Origin of the sequence: Novosphingobium aromaticivorans DSM 12444, from assembly GCF_000013325.1 — a bacterium.
GTDB lineage: Bacteria > Pseudomonadota > Alphaproteobacteria > Sphingomonadales > Sphingomonadaceae > Novosphingobium > Novosphingobium aromaticivorans.
The window spans coordinates 823,606-842,245 of sequence record NC_007794.1 but is presented as its reverse complement, the minus strand read 5'-3'; the positions used below and the strand labels follow the sequence as shown (position 1 = coordinate 842,245).

The following is an 18,640-nucleotide window of genomic DNA, read 5'->3' as shown; positions in this document are numbered from 1 at the left end:
AAACCTTACGCGACGTCGCGCAGGGCTTCGACGAACTTGTCGATGTTACCGGTGGTGAGGCCGGCAATGTTGATGCGTCCCGAACCGGCCATGTAGACGCCGTGCTTCTCGCGGATGGCGAGAATCTGGTCGGCCCTGAGCGGAAGCATCGAGAACAGGCCGTTCTGCACGCCGAGCGGCGCCATGTTGATCGGGCCGACGTGCTGCGCGGCGGCAAGGCGATCGCGAACCCAGCGCATGCGATCACGCATCTCGTCGAGCTCGGCCAGCCACATTGCGGTCAGCTCGGCATCGTCGAGGATCAGGCGGACGGCGGCGGCGCCATGATCGGGCGGCATCGACCACGAGGCGCGCGCGATCGTCGCGCCGTTGCCCATGGCGTTTGCCAGGGCGGTGGCGTCGGACGTGACGGCATAGAAAGCGCCGACGCGGTCACGATAGAGGCCGAAGTTCTTGTCGCACGAATAGGCGACCAGCGCTTCCGGAGCGAGGCTGAGCACCTTGCGCAGGCCATAGGCGTCGGCTTCCATGCCCGCGCCAAGCCCCTGGTAGGCAAGGTCGAGGATTGGCAGGACCTGGCGCTCGACCAGAAGCGGGGCGATCTCGTCCCACTGGGCTTCGGTATAGTCGACGCCTGTGGGGTTGTGGCAGCAACCGTGGAGCAGGACGGCATCGCCCGCTTCGGCACCGGCCAGGGCGGTCTTCAATGCTTCGAGATCGGCAAGGCCGTCGGCGGTCATGTGGCTGAAGGTCTTCAGCTCCATGCCGGCAGCAGCGATGATCTGCGCGTGGTTGGGCCACGAAGGCGTGCCCATCCAGACCCGCTTGACGCCCGAACGCTTGGCCACCTCGATGGCGAGGCGCACCGCGCCGGTGCCGCCGGGGGCCTGCATGCCCTCAACCTTCGAACGATCGAAGTCCTTGCCGAAGACATAGGGGATCAGCGCGTGGACGAAGCCCATGTCGCCTTCGGGGCCGAGGTAGGCCTTGGAATCCTGGCTTTCGAGCAGCTTGGCCTCGGCCGCCTTGATCGCCTTGAAAACAGGGGTAGCGCCCTCGGACGTGCGATAGACACCGACGCCAAGGTCAATCTTGTCTTCGCGCGGATCGGCGTTGTGAAGCTTGATCAGCGCCAGCAGCGCGTCGGCGGGCTGGGCGGCAAGATTTTCGAGCATTGGTCGCGGCCTTCCATTGCGGGGAGCAAAATGCGGCGGCTCCATGCCGCCGGAACGCGGCGGGGGCAACCCCCGCATTTCAATTAGAAGGTATGCGCGGGGAATTTCGCCCGAAAATTGCCGGAAAGGCTCAGAACGGGAACCAGGTCTGCTTGCGCGAGAACTTCATGTAGCCGCCGTTGATACCCAGGCGCAGCCCAGCGCCCGAGCGCACGGGAATCAGCACGACATCGCCCTTGCGCAGATAACTGACGTGGAAGCCGCCGACGAGGTAGGCCTGTCCCTCGCCCGCCGGGAAGCGCTTGTACAGCTCCTCGCTGTCGAACAGGTTGTAGACGAGGACGAATGTACTGGCGGCATTGGCCCCGGCATCGAAACCGACCGACGGGCCGGTCCAGTAGACCGGACGCTCGCCCTCGACCTTGTGGTGGAGCGTGCCCGAACCGTAGCGCAGCCCGAAGACCAGCGCGCCGCCGCCCTCGCGGCCGACGATGTAGGCGTTGGGCTCGCCCTGCTTCTTGAGCAGGTCCTTGATGATGTCCGCCAGGCCCGAAGCGCCCTTTCCGAAGACGCCTTCGGCCGCGCCGATGAGATCGTCTTCGTGATAGCCGGCCCCCTGCGGCGCGGCGCGGGGGCCCACCTCGGCCGGCGGGCCGCCGGGCAAGGCGCCGGGCTGCGGCGCGGATTGGGACGGGGATTGGGGGACCGGCGCAGGCGCGTCTGCTGGAAGTGCAGGCAGCATGCCCGCTTCTGCGCCTGCGGGGGTTGCCGCCGGAGCCTGTGCGGTTGGTGCCGAATTCGGGGCGAGATCGCCATCGATGGCGGCGTTGGGATCGATCGTCTGCACCTGGGCGGTCGCGCCGCTTGCGACGAGCGCCAGCGAGGCCGCCAGGGAAGTGGCGAGAACGCGCCAGCCGATTCGGTTCGTGGTCATCTTCGTATATCCCGTCCGCCGCGCGAAACCTTGCGCGAGCCCCTGTCGATTGCACCAGAATCCAACGCTGGCCGCGCGACAATGAACCGGCGATGAGCCGAGTCGGAAATGCGCCCAAGCGCGCGTTTGCAGGCCGATCGCGCCAATAATGCGGGAGTAATGCGGGAGCGCCGGAATTTTCCGCCCAGACCCTTGCCGCCCCCCACAACCCTCGCTATAGCGCCGCCTCGCCGCTGCGATCCGGAGACGTGGGTGAGTGGCTGAAACCAACGGTTTGCTAAACCGTCGTACTGGTAAATCCGGTACCGAGGGTTCGAATCCCTCCGTCTCCGCCAACACCTTGAAAATAAAAATATTTTCAAGGCCACGCCAGTGGCTCCGGGACGGTTGCGCGGGGACTAGCGTCTGCACCATTTTAGCGCATTTCTAGCCGCAGCAGCTACGTCAACAGGATGAAAGATGAGAAGAAGGTGCATCCTCATCGGGGACCTTCATGCGCAAAGCCCTGCAGCGCCACGGATCTCCTGAGCGGGTCACCACCGGCGGTCTGCGCTCGTACCGCGCGGCGATGACCGAGCTCGGTTGCGAGGACGAGCAGGAAATCGGCAGATGGGCGAACAACCGGGTCGAGAACAGCCACCTGCCCTTCCGACGACGAGAGCGTGCCATGCTCCGCTTCAGGCAGATGAAGGCGCTACAGGAATTCGCCTTGATGCACGCCTCGCTCCACAACCACTTTTCCCAGGAACGCGACCTCGTCGATCGACAGACCTTCAAGCAGCGACGCTCGGCAGCTCTTGCCGAGTGGCAATCACTCGCATCCTGAAGTCTGGCCGCCCCCGGGACCACTTTGCCGGCTGAGAACGTTTCGCTTTAGACTGACAGCTTCCTTTGTCCTACAACCGACGAGCAAGGGTACTGATCGCTCCTTGGTGATTCCCATCCGATCCGGGGTTGGCAGACTACATCCGATAAAGCAGACAGAACGTTGAACAGTAGGCGACTTGTCACGCCCTTATCAGCCCACGGGCAGGCGCCTCTCAGAGCCTATTTCGCCGTGCAATTCTGCCCAGAATTGCTGCGCTGGGTTTGGCGGTTCGCTGGAAGGTGCTTTGGTCGAACGAGTGCAAGCCGAAGCGGTACTTGTAGCCGAAGCCCCATTCGAAATTGTCGATCAGCGACCAGTGGATATAGCCGCGCACCGGCACACCATCGTCGATCGCACGCTTCAGTTCGGTAAGCGCTTCGGGGATCAACCACTGGCGCAGCGCGTCGTCGTCGGAATTGACGCCGTGTTCGGTGACATAGACCGGCAGCTTGGTCACTGCATGGGCATAGCGCACCGCGCCCGCCAGCGACCCGGGCCAGACTTCAGCGCCGCCAGTATTGCGCCGCGCATCGGCGGGGGACGGCAACTCGCCCTTGTCGGTCCAGACCTTGCGTTCGTAGTTCTGCACACCGATGAAATCGCAAGTCTCGCCCGCAAGGCGCAGCCACTCGTTGTAGTAGCGTTCGCGGATCCGGTCGCGCATCGAGTTCTTGCCAACCGCCTGATCGTCGATCATCGCCAGGCTTACGCCAACCGGCAGGTCGGGCCGCACCGCCTTGATTGCGGCGACCCCACGGCGATGGCCTTCCATCATGTTGGCGCGATAGGTCTTCGGCTCCTTGATGTAGAGCGCGACGCCGGGCGTATAAAGCGCCACGCCGAGCTGCTTCGCTGCTGCTTCTTGCGTTGCCTTGTCGCCTGCCACCAGTGGCGGCGGCAGGATCTCGCCGATCACGCCAGCCAGATTGGGCTCGTTCAATGTTGTGGCGAGTTCGATTCCTGCCGCAAGATGGCGCGCCGCCCGTTCGCAGAAGCGGGCGAAGAGCGCCGATGACTCCGGATTATGCCATCCGCCCTTGGCTGCGAACCAGCGCGGGGTGGTGAAATGGTTGAAGGTGACGACCGGCTTGAGCCCCCGCGCCCGGCAACCCTCGATCATCGCCTTGTAGTGATCGAGCATGGCATTGGAGAAATGCCCTTCATCCGGCTCGATCCGCGCCCATTCGAGGCTGAAGCGATAGGAATTGAGCCCCATGCCCTTCACGAGATCAAGGTCGACCGGCCACAGTTCGAAGCTGTTTGCGGCGTCGCCCGACCGTTCTGCAAAAATGGTGCCGGGGACGTTTTCGATCACCCAGAGGTCGGCGTTGAGATTGTTGCCTTCGATCTGATGCGCGGCGGTGGCTGCGCCCCACAGGAAGCCTTCGGGAAACTGCGGATCGAGCGGCCTCGGCTTGGCGGACCGGGCCAAGGCGCTTTTGCTGGTCATCACTGAGGCGCTCAAAGCCACGGCGGAAGCCATCAGGCTGCGACGATCGATCATGGTCACTTCTTCTCCGTTTGCAGCAGGCCCTGCGTTCGCATCCAGCGGTACATCAGTTCCATCCACCCTTCTTCCGGGGAGTCGTCAGGTCCGGCCCCGAAGCCGTGGCCACCGGCGGAGAAGAGATGGAATTCTATCGACTTGCCCGCTGCGCGATAGCTGTCCAGCAGGGGAACGCCTTGTTGGCGCGCGAGGAGGAAGTCATCGGCGGCGATGGCAACGAACATTGGTGGGGCATCGGCAGGCACTGTCATCGCGGCCATGTTGGGATAGATCGGCGCAGCAAAATCGGGCCGGTCGACACCGCCTCTTTCCACCACGCTTCGCGTCAAGAAGCCGCCGGCGGAAAAGCCCATGAAGCCGACCCGCTGCGGGTCGATTCCGTAAGTGACAGCGCTCGCGCGAACGTGGCGCAGTGCGGCAATGCCGTCTGCCAAGGCTTCGGGCGGCGTATCGGCAGGTGGCGCGAATGCGGCAGTCTTGCCAGCGATCATCTTGTCCAGTTCGGCAACGAAGACTTTCTGGTCGGGCGGCGTGGGCAAGGTACGGTACTTTAGAACGAATGCCGTTACGCCATGATTGGCAAACCAGCGCGCCACTTCCCAGCCTTCCTTGTCCATCTCGAGGCCGAGAAATGCTCCTCCGGGAGCGATGATCACGGACGCGGGCGATGGCTTGCCGACGGGTTGGAACACGGTGAGCGTCGGCCGGGTGACATTGCGTACCGCAACGCGGCCCAAGTCACTGGGATGCCAGACCTCGCGGTCAACCTTTTCTGCAGTGGGCAGAGTGATGGTGTTGGGTTGCGCGGGCGCGTCGACGGTCTCGGTCGAGATGCCGGTCTGCGCAAGAGTATTTGAACTTGTGAGGAGCGCAAGGCTTAAGCCAAGCAGAGAGCGCCGAAGTGCGGGCAAGGTCATCCAGTTCATCCTGCTCAAATCGCTGCTCCGATGTGGCCGGATGCAGTAGAGAATGGGGCCGCCGTCTTTTCGACAGCGACCCCGCTTGCATCAGAAGTTGATGCCGGCACGCACGCCGATGGTGCGGACGGATTCAAAGCTGAAGCGCTGGTTCAACGTCAGCACTGGCGGAGCGACGCCAACAGGGTTGGCATCGCCGCCGTCAGACCCGATCGAGATCGGGCGGATCTCGTTCGTGCAGTTCTTGCAGAACAGGCTGATGTTCCAGTTCTCGGCCTTGATCCCGGCGCGCAGGTCGATCGTGTCCCAGGTCGGGATGGTGAACGGGGCACCGATGCCGGCCGACTGTGACGAGCGATGGTAGTAGCCAACGCCGAATTGCGCCTCTAGACCGTCCGTGATCGGAGCGGCATACTCAGCGCCAAGTGTCGCCGTGAACTTGGACGACAGCGGCAACTGATAGCCCTTGGCGTTGAATGTGCCGACGAAGCCTGGCAGCGACGAGTTGATATCCGCCTTGCAGCCACCGGTCGCCTGTGTCGGGTAGCACTGGGCGCCCGGGTAGTCGTCGAACGTGGCATCGGCATAGGATGCCGAACCCGACAAGGTCAGGCCTTCGAAGGGCCGGGCCTGGAACGAGAAGTCGATGCCCTTGGTCGTTGCCGTGGCCGCGTTGCCCAGAACGAAGGTGCGCAGCGCCTGCACGAAGGCCTGGACCTGGAGGTCATAGAACTTCGTGTAGAAGCCCGAGAGGCTGAAGGTCAGCGCGCCGTCGAGTGCCTTGCCCTTGACGCCAAGCTCACCGCCGCGCGAGATTTCCGGACGAACCGACAGATCGGCACCGGGAGCAGGAGCCGTGTTCGAGAAGCCCGGGCCCTTGAAGCCTTCGCCGTAGAAGCCATAGACCATCAGGTCGGGCGTTGCCTGCCAGTCGAAGCCCAGCTTGTAGCTGAGGTCCGTGGCGTCGGTGGCCTGGTTGGCGACGTTGTTCTTGATGCCGAGGGTGACGAAGTAGTTTCCGAAGTTCTCGCGCAGGTTGATCTTCGCCTTTTCGTAAGTCAGCCGAGCGCCGGCGGTGACCTTCAAGGTATTGGTCAGTTGGTAGCCGAGCTGGCCGAACGCGGCGTAGCTGTCGTTCTTGAGGCTATACTGGAAGTCCTGGCCGAGGAACGAGCGGTTGTTGACGCCACAGGCCGGCGGCGGTCCCTGCGTGACGGTGGCGCCGATGCAGAACGGGAAGCCGATCGCGACGACATCGGGCAGACCGTTGTTGCCGCCACGGAAGCCCGAGCTGTTGCCGACCGAGCGGTAGTAGTAGAGGCCGAACTGGCCGGTCAGTGCATTGCCGGTCGGCAGCGCAAGGCGCAGTTCCTGCGAGTACTGGTCGTACTTCTGGTCAGCGCTGTTGTAGCTGAAGAAGTTGATTGCCGTTTCGTCGGAGTCGAACTGGAAGTCGGTCTTGGCCTGCTTCCACGCGGTGATGCTGGTCAGCTCCATGCCGTTGCCGAGCTTCAGGCTGACATTGGCCTGAAGACCGCCGGTATCGCTGTCGCGGTAATTGGGCGCTTCTGCGGCGAAGTTGAAGTTCTCCGGACCAGCAGCAAGGCCATAGGCGGGGTACTGGCTGCCGGGGCCGAACTGGCGGAAGGTGATGTCGTAACGGCCGGTGATGCCGCGCTGGCGATTGTAGTCGCCGATCAAGTAGACCGAGAGGCTGTCGGTCGGTTCGAACAGCAGCTTGGCGCGCAGGCCGAGGTTGGTGAGGCCGAGGTCGTTGCGCATCGCGGGGTTGACCCTGGAAACGGTAATCGGGTCCTGATCGCTGTAGATCGCGTTGAGCCGCAGCGCAGCCTTGTCGCCCAGCGGTGCGTTGACGGTCGAGCGGATCTGGTAGCCGGTGCCATCGTCGCCGGGACGGGCACGCTGCACCAGCTCGCCATCGGCGCTGAAGGACAGCTCGCCAAGCTTGGGCTTGTTGGTGGTGATGTTGACCAGACCCGCAGAGGCGTTCTTGCCGAACAGCAGGCCCTGCGGCCCGTTCAGGACTTCGACGCGCGCCACGTCGTAGAACGCGTTGGCCGCATATTCGCGGTTGCCCAGAACCACATCGTCCACGACCTGCGAGACGCTGGCTTCAACGGTGTTGGCAAAAGTTGCCGTGCCGACGCCGCGCACCGAGAAGGTGTTGTCCTGCGCCACCTGAAGGCTCGGCGCGAGCTTGGTCACAGCAGTGAGGTCATTGGCGCCGCGCTGGATCAGTTGATCTGCGCTGACCACGGTGACGCTGACCGGGACCTTGAGCACGTTCTCGCTGCGGCGCTGTGCGGTAACGATGATTTCGCCGGGAGCCGCCGCCGGTTCGTCGGCGGCTTGGGCGAATGCGGGTACTGACGAGAACAGCGCAATGGCTGCAACCGATACCGACTGGACGAGCCGGGTCTTCCTGGTGATGTTCATGGATTATCCTCCCTCAGAACCTTTGTGCGGATGTGAGTTGTGCCCCGCCGGTCCGCACAACCGGCGTCCTGCTCTGCTCAGGGCAGGATGATCGTGGCGTAACGTTCGTTGCGGACGATGGCGGGCTGAAATTCGGGTGGGAAATAGGGATGGCGATAACGGATCGCGCTGCCGACAAGGTGGACGCCGCGTGCCAACCCGCCCTCCTTGGGGACCACAACTGTAAAGTGGTCGCCAACGTAGAGACGGGTCTGCGTCGCCTCGTTCATCTCGTCGCGGCTGTATTCCTTGTCGCCAAGCCGGAACCGGTTGTGCTGTGCGGGGTAAAGAATGCCGTCGACGGTGATGTCCACGCCTTCGATCAGGCTCAGCCGCGAGGAGCGGTAGTTGGCCTGACGGATGCGGACTTCGAAACCCGTGCGTGCGCCCTCAGGGCCGACATTTCGAAAGCCGGTGCTCTGGATGTGGCTGCGCTCAAGCATTGCCCGAGCCCCCGTTCGCTGCGTCATATTCGTCTTCGAGCTTGCGGATCAGCGCGTGCTGACGGCGCACCTGCTCGATGGCCACCCAGGGATCGCGCTTGCCTTCGTATTCGCTGGAAAGGTAACCCGCGTAGCCGAGCTTCTTGAGCATCGGCACGATCCTCTCCCACGGGATCTGGTGATCGTGCAGGGTCTCGTCGATGTTGTGGAACTTAGCCTGGATGAACGGGACGTACTGGATCACGTCGGCCAGATGCTCGACCGGCGTGTGTATGCCATCAAGGAAGCTCAATGCCCCTTTTTTGATTTCGTCGGTAATTCCGCCGCCCCAGTGATCGATCGGGCGATCCTGGAAAATGCCGGTGTCGATCATCAGGCCGAAATTCTTCGTGCCGGTACGCTCGATGAACCGCACATAGGCATCGGTCACCGGATGGCGGATCGGCGTGGGTGAGTGGATTTCAGGCAAGATCAACAGATCGAGCTTGTGCGCCAGATCGAGATTGCGCTCGACCGCGCCTTCCCAGATCGGGTCTGGCGTCAGGTCATGGTCGATCACGCCGAACTTCGGGCGGATGAACTTGAACCCCAGCTTGTGTCCCAGCCGCAAGTCCTGCGCGATCTGGGCTGCGCCTTCCTCAACGCTCATGTTGCGGTTCAACTGGATGCGGGTGTCGACCCAGCAGGCAAAGTTGGTTGGCTCAAGCTTGTAGCGGTCGAGCTTCGCGAACCAGTCGTCAATCCACGCGACAGGCGGCTCGGGGTAGAGCGGCACGCTCGTTTCGCCGAGGATCTCGATGCCGGTCGAACCTGTATCGGCCACGTGATCGAACGCATCTTCCAGCGTCATCACCGTGCCGAAGTCGTCAGTGTAGCTGTACAGCGACACGCCGTACCTGAAGCTGCTCACTCTTGCCTCTCCCATCACGATGCGCCGGAATGGCTTATTAATCACCGATTATTTAGACGGCTATTAATCAACGATCAATAAGTATGCAATAGGCGAACGCGCGCGCTTGCGCATCGCGTGCAAAGCAAGCAAAGCTGCAGGAATGACGGGGACGACAGCGACACGAGAGCGACGGGGCAAACCTTCGCACCGGAATGACTTGCGCAGCGAGTTGCTCGCGGCCGCCTATGGATTTGTGGTGCGCGAAGGCCACGAAGGCCTGTCGATTCGCAAGCTCGCAGAAGAAATCGGCGTTTCGCCCGGCGCGCCGTACCACCATTTCCCTGACAGGCGCTCGCTGCTCATTGCGGTCGCGCTTGAAGGATATCATCAGCTGTTTGCCGAAACAGGGAAGGCCGTCGCAGCATCACCGGAAGGATTGCTGTTCGCCAATCTGCTGCACTTCATCCGCTTTGCCGCAGCCAACCCGAACATGTTCACCCTGATGTATGAAAGCGAACTGGTCCGCCCTCAGGTCGCGCCTGAACTGGCAGAGGCACAGGACATCGGGTTTCAGATGCTGCGCCGGGAAGTTACGCGCGCCACGCAGCATCTGTCCGAGCACGAGCGCAGCCTGCGCATTGCCACGATCTGGAGCGCGATCTTCGGCTTTGCCCTTCAGACCAACCGGGCCATGCTGCGCGCACATCCGCTGGAACCCATGCCGGACGAGCTCGCACCTGAGATTGTCCGGCAAGCCCTAAGGCTCATGGCCTGAGTTGGACTCCTGTAAACCGAAAGCAGTCCTTGATGTCGCAGAGCTGGCCCAAGGGAACTGTCAAACCAAACGCACCGGTTGGAGCCGGAGGTCACGATTGCTACCTTCGCCCCCTGCCAAGATCGCGCAAGCTGGCGAGCCCGTTTCGCTATTTCAACTCCTCACCGGAGGTCATCCGGCTCGCTGTGATGATGTACATCCGCTTCCCCGTTGTCGTTGCGAAACGTCGAGGACCTGCTGTTCGAACGGGGGATCGACATCTGCCATGAGACGGTGCGGCTGTGGTGCAACAGTTTCGGACCAATGTTTGCGGCCGACATACTGCGACAGCGGGTGAACCGCATGCGCGGCTTGGAGCCCAGTCGGAACACCTCGTTTACGCCGTTAGCGCGGCGAGATGTGTCTCCCAAGCGATTGTGTCGTTGTGTGAATGCGTGAAGCCGATCGACCGTTCGAAATCCACGCAGGCTTTCGAGCGGAAGGCAACGATATAAGTGCGTCGCCAGCGGTCCGGCGAGGTATTCCCACCTGAGCCGTGAACGATCAGTTCATCATGCACGGTGATGTCGCCGCGTTTCAGGGGCAATTCGACGACGGGATCGGCATCAGTAATTTCGACGCTGAGGATGTGAGAGTCGCTGCGGTCCTCGCCCATCAGGGGACGGTGCGGACGCAGGCCCTGCTTTTGCGAACCCGGCACGACCTTGAGGCAACCATTTTCCGGATCGGCATCGTCTAGCGCGAGGCTGCATGTAGCGGTAAGTGGCTCAGGGGTTCCAGTGGGCCAGTATCCCAGGTCCTGATGCATGGTGAAAACAGCATCGGGCTTCGCAGGGCGCTTTGCGAGGAACTGGTCATAATCCAGAGTTGCAGTCTCTCCGATCAGTTGTCGCGAGATCGAGGCAGCCCGCCGTTCGTAAAGGTTATCGCGCAGGCGCGGATCGTAGTGCCGCGGCAGGACAGCATTGACGAGGCTGAAGTTCTCGAATGCACGGTCATACGGCCCGGACATGTCACAGAAATCCTTACCCATTCCGCCGACTTCGCCGCGGATGAAGCGCTCGAACTCGGTCTCGAGCGGGGCAAGTTCGTCCTCGGTCATCACGCTGCAAAGGGTGATGTAGCCGTCGCGATGGAACTGGGCGATCTCCTCAGGCGTGAGAATGTATTCGTCGCCTTGTCGACCGAATTGCTGAGCCATTTTTGCTGAAACCTTCATGTTTTTGATGAGCCGTCAAAGCCCCGATCCGAAGATTGCCGGGTACAGAAGCCGTCAGGCGATGCAGATGGTGCCGTAGCGTTCGGCGTGCATTGGGAAGATGTGCACGTCGGGTGGGAAGTAGGAATAGCGGATGCGGGCGAGGACCTCGATCTTGTGGACCCCCGGTTCGAGGCCGCCCGGCTTGTCGACGAGGATTTCGCCCCATTCGGTCAGACCCCAGCGCGCGGTGGTCTCCTCGCGCATTTCGGCCATCGTATAGACTTCGCCGCGGATGCCGAAGCGGTTGATCTCGTGATCGTAGAAGACGCCGTCGACGGTGACGTCGAAGCCGTCGAGCTGCGACAGGCGGGTGCCGTGGTAGTTGGGAATGCGGATGCGGATGGCAAAGCCTTCGCGCGCACCGACGGGGCCGAAATTGCGGAAGCCGGTGCTCTGGATGAGCTGGTGTTCGAGCATGGTGTTCTCCGGTAATCTTGGGGTGCGACGGGCCTCAGGCGAACTTGCCTTCGTCGTACTCGCGTTCCATCTTGCGCAGCAGGACGTGCTGGCGGCGGACCTGGTCGATCGAACGCCACGGCGCGCGCCAGCCTTCGTACTCGCTCGACAGGTAGCCCGAATAGCCCGAGCGCTTGATTGCCGAAATCACCGGCTGCCACGGGATGTTCTGGTCCTCGAGGTTCTCGTCGATGTCGTGAAACTTGGCCTGGATGAATACGACGTACTGGGCGACGTCGAGGAAGTGTTCGGGCGGAACCTTGATGCCGTTGAGGAACTCCATGTGCTTGCGCGCTTCCTCGTTGATCTGGTGCGAGCCCCAGTGCGTCAGCGGGCGGTCCTGGAAGATGCCGGTGTCGATCATCAGGCCGAAATTCCTGGTGCCGGTGCGCTCGATGAAGTTGATGTAACCATCGACCACTTCGTGCTTGATCGGCGTGGGCGCGTGGATTTCCGGGCAGATCACCACGCCGAGCTTGTGGGCAAGGTCCAGATTGCGCTCGGCATAGGCTTCCCACTGCGGTTCGGGGATCAGGTCATGCGACAGCACGCCGAACTTCGGGCGCAGGAACTTGAAGCCAAGCTGGTGCGCGAGGCGCAGGTCGCGTTCGAGCTCTGCGGCGCCTTCCTCGACAGTGAGATTGCGACCCAGCGTAATGCGCATGTCGACCCACGAGCACATGTTAGTGGGTTCCAGCTTGTACTTGTCGAGCAGGCCGAACCAGCGGTCGAGAAACTCGCTGCTCGGGTTGGGATAGCCTTCGATCTGCCCCTCTCCGAGGATCTCGATACCGGTGGCACCGGTATCGGCGATATGATCGAACGCGTCCTCCAGCGTCATGACCGAGCCGTAGTCATCGACATAGCTGTAGGTTGAAACACCGTATTTGAACGAACCGGGCATGTCTTGCTCCTGTATGGCGGAAGAGGAAGCCAAGGGCATCCTCTCCCGCCGCTATGCGTCTTGATCCGCCGTCAGATCACATTGGGTCAGATCAGAAGTTCACGCTGGCTCGCACGCCGTAGGTGCGGGGCGGCTGGAACTGGTAGTTGTCGCTGAAGCCGTTGAAGTTCTGCTCGGCAAAGGACAGCACGTTCTTGTTGAAGACGTTGCGGACATAGGCCTGCAGCTTCCAGCCACCCGCGTTCGGCTCGATCGAGGCCGAGAGGTTGCCGAGGAAGTACGATGGCGAGCGGATCTGCGACAAGTTGAACGCCGAGAAGTAGAAGCTCGACGAGTACTTGCCGTCCGCGCGGAACGAGAGCAGGTGATCGCCCAGCGGCACGCCCTGTTCGAAGCCCATCGAGGCTGTGAAGTGCGGAGCGTTGGGTAGCTGGTTCTTGCTGATGTCGACGTTCTGGTTGTTGCCGTTGGTGACGATGATGTTGTCGCCGAACTTGGTGTCGAGCAGCGTGCTGTTGAGATAGAGCTTGGTGTTCTCGGCAACGCGGGCGTTGAGCTGGCCTTCGAGGCCGAGCACACGGGCGCTGCCGACGTTGAACACGCCGGTCGAGCAGGTCGGGCAGGTGCTCTGCTGCGCCTGGTAGCCCTTGTAGTTGAAGTAGAAGGCCGCGAAGTTGAGCTGAAGGGCATTGCCCATCAGCGTGTTCTTGGTGCCGATCTCGAAGGCGTCGACCTGTTCCGCGCCATAGGGCGTTGCGGCGACCGAGCCGTTCGAGTTGAAGCCGCCCGATTTGTAGCCGCGATCGTACTTGGCATAGATCAGGCGGCCCGATTCCGGGCGCCAGTTGAGGCCAAGGTGCCAGGTGGGCTTGCGCTCCCTGGTCTCGCCATTGCCTGAATTGACGATGGGGAACGGCGGGCAAGAGTCCGGCGCCGGAAAGCTGTTGCTGCAGAGCGGGAAGGCGAGCGCCGGCAGGACCAGACGGGAATTGCCGGTGCGCGACTTGTTGTCCCAGGTATAACGCGCGCCGGCCGAAAGCTGGACCTGTTCGGTCAGGTCATAGTCGGCCTGGGCGAAGATGGCGTCGGACTTGGTCTTGATCGCGAAGTCGAAAGCGAGGCCGTAGCGGAACGACTGGTCGGCGTTGGGCGCGAACGAAAGCGGCTGGCCCGGCGCGAAGAGGCCGGTCATCTCGCGGTTGTAAAGCCCGGCAGCGAGCGCGTTGTCTTCAGTGAAGCGGAAGTAGCCGGCTTGGATGAAGAGCTTGCCGGTCTTCTCGTTGCTGATGCGGACTTCGTGGTTCCAAGTCGTCGGCGCCTGGGTGTTGAGGTACTGGCGGTTCGCCGGGTAGTTTGGACCGGTGGCGTCGAGCGTGAGATCAAACTGCTGCTTGTCCCACCCACCCGAGTAGATCAGGTTGAGGTTGCCCAAGCCGCTGTAGCTGGCCTCCCAGCGGATGCGTTCGCCCTTGAGCACGGTGCGCGTCGGGGCATCGCTGCGGAAGGTCGGCAGCGGATCAAAGCTGGGCTGGGGCGCGCCGAGAGTGTTCTTGAGTACGGCCTCGCCATCGGTGTCGCGGTCATCGCGCTGGTAGGACACCCACAGGTCGAGACCGTCCTTCGCGAAGCGGGCCTGGATGCGGCCGGACTTGAAATCCTCGTTGTCGGCCGACTTCATCACGCCGACCTGGCGGCGGTAGCCGTCATGCTTGAGGAACACGCCCGAAGCGCGCAGCGCGAAATTGTCCGACAGGGCGAGGTTGACCGCGGCGTCGGCGTTGGTCGTGTCGTAGTTGCCGTATTCGAACGAGGCCGAAACCTCGTTCTTGAACTTGGGCCGGTTGGTGATGATGCTGACGAGGCCGCCGGTCGAGTTGCGGCCCTGAAGTGTGCCTTGCGGGCCCTTCAGCACTTCGACGCGAGCGACGTCGTACATCGAGGTGTTGATCGAATAGGCGCGATTGGTGAAGAAGCCATCGCGCGAGACGGGGACTGAGGGATCGCCCAGTTCGGTGACGTCGGTCGAGGCGATGCCGCGCACCGCGACATAGGCTGAACTGTTCGAACTCGAGACGTTGAGGCTGGGGTCGATCGCGGAAAGATCGCGGACCGAATTGATGCCGCTCTGGGCAAGGTCCGCGCCGGTATAGACGTTGAGCGCGATCGGCGTGTCCTGCGCGGTCGTCTCGATGCGGTTGGCGGTGACGATGATGTCGCCGACGCCGCGATCGGCCGCTTTTGCCTCATCGGCCTGCCCGGCCGTTTGCGCAAAGGCTGGCGCGGAGAGCGCCAGGGCCGACGTGGCGAGCAATATGGAAGTGGTATTCATGGCCGTTCCCTCCCGGTTTTTGCTGGCAGGTAGCATTTCGCTCCGGCCCATTTGATCGGTGATTAAATTTGGGAGGGGTCAGCGTCAAGCGTAAATCTAATCACTGCTTTGATTGCAATTGAACGCAAGAGCGCGGGCGCGGTGAATGCGCCGCCAAGCCAGGGCGGTTAGCGGGTTCAGTCCGCGAGAGCGGCCAATGCTGCGCGGGCGACGATCGCCTCGGCGATGTCGATGCTCGGCACGGCCTGCTCGCTCGGCCGGATCACGCCCTTCTTGCGCATCGAGGCAAAGCCATAGATCGCCGACCAGTAGGCAATCACGCGAAGGTCCGCTTCCTCGTCGCTGATGTCCGGGAGCGCCGCGGTGAGATGATCGCGCAAGTTGAAATGTCCCTTGAGCTGGTAATCGAGCAGCTGGGGATCGAGCACCGGCGAGGTCAGCTCGCTCTCGTACATCAGGTCGAGCAGGCAGGGATTGGCTTCGGCAAAGCGGATGAACAGCAGCCCCATGCGGCTGAGCTTCTCGGCCGGAGTCATGGCGCTCGCCCTGACCTGCTCGGCGCCGTAGAGCATCTCTTCGAAGCCCTCGATGGCAAGCGCCAGCAGAAGCGAGCGCCGGTCAGGGAAGTGATGGTAGGGCGCGCCGGGCGAGACGCCGACCTGCTGGGCCAGCGTGCGGATCGACAGCCCGTGGTGCCCGTGCTGCCGAACGTATTCACGGCCTGCATCGAGGAGGTCGCGGCGCAGGTTCTCGCGGTGGTACGGCTTCTTGGCGGGCATCAAATCTCTCGGGCGATCGGGCAGGCAGGTGGGCGATAACATTGCTTCCCTAACAGCAAACCGCTCTCTGGCCAGTCCGAAACCACCTTATCCCGTGCAGCTAGTCGCGTTGCCGGGCGCATTCTGGATGCGGCCTGCTTTCACATCGTCCCGTTCTGCAATCGCATTTCCGAGGGACGATTCGCGATGGATGGGGTCGACCATTGCCTGCCGTCCAACTTTCCCAAAGCTTGGCATCCCCATGCACTGCACGGCTATGGCTGAGTGCGGCCGTGGCGGGTGATCGCGCGTGATGCTTCATCGATCCGGCTCGTCCATGACTATGCCGAAGGGGTTTGGCCGTGGCGCTATCGCGCCGAGCAGCGGATCGCGGTCTCAGGCGAAGGGGTGCGGCTGTGGATGGCGGTCACCAACCTCGGCCCGGGTCCCATGCCGGCGGACTTGCTTCCATCCCTATTTCCCGGGCGATGACAGTGCCGTGCACAATGGCCCGCATCCCGGCGAGTGGGAAACTTCGCCCGATGGCCTGCCGCTGGCGCTGGCCGATGCGGGCAAGGCGGTGGACTGGTGGCAGGGCGCGACACATCCGGACGCAGGGCGATTGACTTCGTCGCGCGATAATCTAATCAACGATTAAATTGTCAGTGGGCGAAAGGCGCCAGTCGGCCTGCGCCTGCGCGGGAGGAATGCATGGAACCTGTCAGGATCGGCGTCGTCGGCGCGGGCGATATCAGCGCGGTCTATCTCAATGCGATCACGCGCTCGTCTGCGCTGCATCTGCGCGCGATAGCCACGCGTGACCCGCAGGCGATCGCGGAAAAGGCACGAGGCTTGGGGGCGCGGGCCATGTCGGTGGCAGAACTGCTGGCCGACGAGGCGATCGAACTGGTCGTGAACCTCACGCCGGGCGTGGCGCACGAAGAGATCAACGGTGCGGCGCTGGAGGCGGGCAAGCACGTCTATTCCGAAAAGCCCTTTGCCCTCTCGCACGCGGCGGCGCGGCGGCTGGCGGACATCGCCGAGGGCCGGGGGCTGCTGATCGGCTCGGCGCCGGACACCTTCTACGGCAGCGCGCACCAGGCCGCGCGCAAGGCGCTTGATGCGGGCGCGATCGGCAGGCCGGTGTTCGGCACCTCGTTCCTCGGGCTGCCGGGGCTCGAGCTGTTCCACCCGAGCCCGGAGGCGTTCTACCGTCCGGGGGGCGAGCCGCCGTTCGATGCGGGGCCCTATTACACGACGATGTGGATCAACCTGCTGGGTCCGGTGAAGCGGGTGTTCTCGGTTTCGGGCGCAGGCAAGACAGAGCGCAAGATCCTGCGCGGACCTCGGCAGGGCACACCCTTTCCGGTCAAGGTCGACACCACATTCAACACGGTACTGGAGTTCGAAGGGGCCTCGGTCAGCTTTATCATCTCGCTCGACGTCGTGGTGCCGACATTGCGCCCGGGCGAGCTGTTCGGCTCGAATGGCATTCTGGCCATGGCCGACCCGATGTTCTTCGGCGGCGAGCCTGCGGTGATCGCGCCGCCGCTGCCGCGCACGGCCCTTGCCACCGCTGAGCAGGGCTTTGCCACGCCCAACCGGCATGACCACACGGGGCGCGTCGTGGCCGACTATCGTGGCGCCGGGCTGGTCGATCTCGCGCTCGCAATCCGCACCGGCAGCAGGCACCGCACCGGGGCAGAATTCATCGTCCACTCGGTCGAGGTGATGGAGGCCATCGTCAGGTCGGCCAGAACGCGCGCGGTGGTCGACCTCGGCTCCACCTGTGAACGCCCGGCGCCCATCGATCCCGAGGCGGACGCGGCGCTGATCGCCTTAACGGCATCGCCCTTCGATCTGGCCGAGAGCAGCTCGGCCCACTGATTTCCTGCCCTTTGCTGGAGTTTCCCCTAGTGTCCTCAACCAACAGCATACTCGCCGCCGGCCTCGCTTTGCTCGCTCCTGTCAGCGCCTTCGCCGCCGATGGTCCGCCCGATGGCTCGACGCCCCAGCAGAAGGCGGCGATTGCCAAGGACCCGGCCTATCGGAAGCAGGACCTCGTCCTCACCAACCTGCCGCGCAGCAAGGCCGCGCCCAGGAACCTGTTCAACGGCCGCGACCTGACCGGATGGGACAGCTGGCTCGGCGTGACCGTGCCGGCCACGACCTATGGCACGCCCAGCAGCGCGCCGATCGGACTGAACCACGACACCTACGGCGTGTTCAAGGTGGTCGAGCAGGACGGTGCCCCAGCGATCTATTCGAGTGGCAAGCTGTTCGGCGGGCTGCTGACGAAGCAGTCCCACCGCAACTACCACCTCCACGTCGAATACAAGTGGGGCGCGAACACCTGGACGCCGATGCCGCGCAACAACGGCGTGCTCTATCACTCGCACGGCGCCTATGGTGCGTTCTTCGGCACGTGGATGAGCGCGATCGAGTTCGAGGTGGTGCCGCATTCCGTCGGCATGCTGCTGACGGTGGGCGATTCCAGGGGCAAGCCGTCGTTCGAGACGGTCGACTGGCGGGTCGGGGCGACGGTGCCGGTCGCCAATGATCCGTTGCTTCCCTATCCCAGCCGCCGTTACTTTCATGGCGGGCTACCCTCGCAGTTGACCTTCCCGACGTGGAATGTCGATGCCGGTACGGACGCGGAAAAGCCGTTGGGCGAGTGGAATTCGCTCGACCTCTATGTTTTTGGCGACAAGTCGATCCACGTGGTCAACGGCGTGCCGGTGATGGCCGCGACCAACCTTACCACGAGGGATGCCAAGGGTCGGACGATCCCGTTGACCGCGGGCAAGATCCAGCTGCAGTCGGAAGGGGCGGAGACCTACTTCCGTGCGATCACGATCGAGCCGATCCGCCGCCTACCGACCATCACCGAGCGAAAGCCGGGCTGATCCCAAAGGAGCAGACAAT

The 18,640-nt window shown here is 62.9% G+C and carries 18 protein-coding genes and 1 tRNA gene; 7 read left to right on the top strand and 12 right to left on the bottom strand.

The genetic code is table 11. From position 1 onward, the window contains the following. Window positions 1-5 precede the first annotated feature (5 nt). Together SARO_RS03955 and SARO_RS03950 are read right to left on the bottom strand one after the other, a co-directional pair. Entirely contained in the window at window positions 6-1,175 is a 1,170-nt protein-coding gene (locus SARO_RS03955) for an amino acid aminotransferase (protein WP_041550104.1), read from the bottom strand. A gap of 130 nt (window positions 1,176-1,305) precedes the next feature. Then, complete coding sequence (locus tag SARO_RS03950) at window positions 1,306-2,109, bottom strand: DUF1134 domain-containing protein (RefSeq protein ID WP_011444450.1); 804 nt, start codon at window positions 2,107-2,109, stop codon at window positions 1,306-1,308. Window positions 2,110-2,351: 242 nt separating this feature from the next. Here SARO_RS03950 and SARO_RS03945 point away from each other — a divergent pair. Then, window positions 2,352-2,444 (top strand) — tRNA-Ser (locus tag SARO_RS03945). Between the two features lie 158 nt (window positions 2,445-2,602). Then, complete coding sequence (locus tag SARO_RS03940; protein ID WP_011444449.1) at window positions 2,603-2,935, top strand: DDE-type integrase/transposase/recombinase; 333 nt, start codon at window positions 2,603-2,605, stop codon at window positions 2,933-2,935. A 214-nt stretch (window positions 2,936-3,149) separates the two neighbouring features. Here SARO_RS03940 and SARO_RS03935 read toward each other — a convergent pair whose 3' ends face one another. The 5 genes from SARO_RS03935 to SARO_RS03915 all read right to left on the bottom strand — a co-directional run bounded on the left by SARO_RS03935 (window position 3,150) and on the right by SARO_RS03915 (window position 9,250). Further along, window positions 3,150-4,481, bottom strand: a complete 1,332-nt coding sequence (locus SARO_RS03935) for a glycoside hydrolase family 1 protein (protein ID WP_011444448.1) — start codon at window positions 4,479-4,481, stop codon at window positions 3,150-3,152. A gap of 2 nt (window positions 4,482-4,483) precedes the next feature. Further along, window positions 4,484-5,401 carry an alpha/beta hydrolase gene (locus SARO_RS03930; protein WP_011444447.1) on the bottom strand — a complete coding sequence of 306 codons (918 nt, stop codon included), beginning with the start codon at window positions 5,399-5,401 and terminating at the stop codon, window positions 4,484-4,486. A 90-nt stretch (window positions 5,402-5,491) separates the two neighbouring features. Continuing rightward, window positions 5,492-7,858 (bottom strand): TonB-dependent receptor, encoded by a 2,367-nt coding sequence (locus tag SARO_RS03925; RefSeq protein WP_011444446.1) that lies wholly within the window; start codon window positions 7,856-7,858, stop codon window positions 5,492-5,494. Window positions 7,859-7,935: 77 nt separating this feature from the next. Continuing rightward, window positions 7,936-8,340, bottom strand: a complete 405-nt coding sequence (locus SARO_RS03920) for a C-glycoside deglycosidase beta subunit domain-containing protein (protein ID WP_011444445.1) — start codon at window positions 8,338-8,340, stop codon at window positions 7,936-7,938. Beyond that, complete coding sequence (locus tag SARO_RS03915) at window positions 8,333-9,250, bottom strand: sugar phosphate isomerase/epimerase family protein (protein ID WP_011444444.1); 918 nt, start codon at window positions 9,248-9,250, stop codon at window positions 8,333-8,335. Before SARO_RS03915 ends, SARO_RS03920 begins: the two co-directional genes overlap by 8 nt. Window positions 9,251-9,449: 199 nt before the next feature. On the opposite strand from SARO_RS03915, the gene SARO_RS20125 reads away from it, so the two are divergent. Then, a complete protein-coding gene (locus tag SARO_RS20125) occupies window positions 9,450-10,007 on the top strand; it encodes a TetR/AcrR family transcriptional regulator (protein WP_234007407.1) in 558 nt (185 codons plus the stop codon). A 376-nt stretch (window positions 10,008-10,383) separates the two neighbouring features. On the opposite strand, the gene SARO_RS03905 is transcribed toward SARO_RS20125, so the two are convergent. The 5 genes from SARO_RS03905 to SARO_RS03885 form a co-directional block, all read right to left on the bottom strand. Next, window positions 10,384-11,226, bottom strand: a complete 843-nt coding sequence (locus SARO_RS03905; RefSeq protein WP_198136631.1) for a phytanoyl-CoA dioxygenase family protein — start codon at window positions 11,224-11,226, stop codon at window positions 10,384-10,386. A gap of 54 nt (window positions 11,227-11,280) precedes the next feature. Beyond that, complete coding sequence (locus SARO_RS03900) at window positions 11,281-11,685, bottom strand: C-glycoside deglycosidase beta subunit domain-containing protein (RefSeq protein WP_011444441.1); 405 nt, start codon at window positions 11,683-11,685, stop codon at window positions 11,281-11,283. A gap of 34 nt (window positions 11,686-11,719) precedes the next feature. Next, window positions 11,720-12,628 carry a sugar phosphate isomerase/epimerase family protein gene (locus SARO_RS03895; RefSeq protein ID WP_011444440.1) on the bottom strand — a complete coding sequence of 303 codons (909 nt, stop codon included), beginning with the start codon at window positions 12,626-12,628 and terminating at the stop codon, window positions 11,720-11,722. A 91-nt stretch (window positions 12,629-12,719) separates the two neighbouring features. Continuing rightward, window positions 12,720-14,957 carry a TonB-dependent receptor gene (locus SARO_RS03890; RefSeq protein WP_041550095.1) on the bottom strand — a complete coding sequence of 746 codons (2,238 nt, stop codon included), beginning with the start codon at window positions 14,955-14,957 and terminating at the stop codon, window positions 12,720-12,722. 176 nt (window positions 14,958-15,133) lie between these two features. After that, window positions 15,134-15,736 carry a TetR/AcrR family transcriptional regulator gene (locus SARO_RS03885; protein WP_011444438.1) on the bottom strand — a complete coding sequence of 201 codons (603 nt, stop codon included), beginning with the start codon at window positions 15,734-15,736 and terminating at the stop codon, window positions 15,134-15,136. 120 nt (window positions 15,737-15,856) lie between these two features. Between SARO_RS03885 and SARO_RS21715 the strand changes: the two genes are divergently transcribed. The 4 genes from SARO_RS21715 to SARO_RS03870 all read left to right on the top strand — a co-directional run bounded on the left by SARO_RS21715 (window position 15,857) and on the right by SARO_RS03870 (window position 18,621). After that, a complete protein-coding gene (locus SARO_RS21715) occupies window positions 15,857-16,000 on the top strand; it encodes a hypothetical protein (RefSeq protein WP_083760950.1) in 144 nt (47 codons plus the stop codon). 214 nt (window positions 16,001-16,214) lie between these two features. Then, window positions 16,215-16,373, top strand: coding sequence for a hypothetical protein (locus SARO_RS20935; protein WP_157042418.1), 159 nt, complete (start codon window positions 16,215-16,217; stop codon window positions 16,371-16,373). Window positions 16,374-16,426: 53 nt separating this feature from the next. Beyond that, entirely contained in the window at window positions 16,427-17,602 is a 1,176-nt protein-coding gene (locus SARO_RS03875; RefSeq protein WP_011444436.1) for a Gfo/Idh/MocA family protein, read from the top strand. A 29-nt stretch (window positions 17,603-17,631) separates the two neighbouring features. Beyond that, a complete protein-coding gene (locus tag SARO_RS03870; RefSeq protein WP_011444435.1) occupies window positions 17,632-18,621 on the top strand; it encodes a 3-keto-disaccharide hydrolase in 990 nt (329 codons plus the stop codon). Window positions 18,622-18,640: the final 19 nt, after the last annotated feature.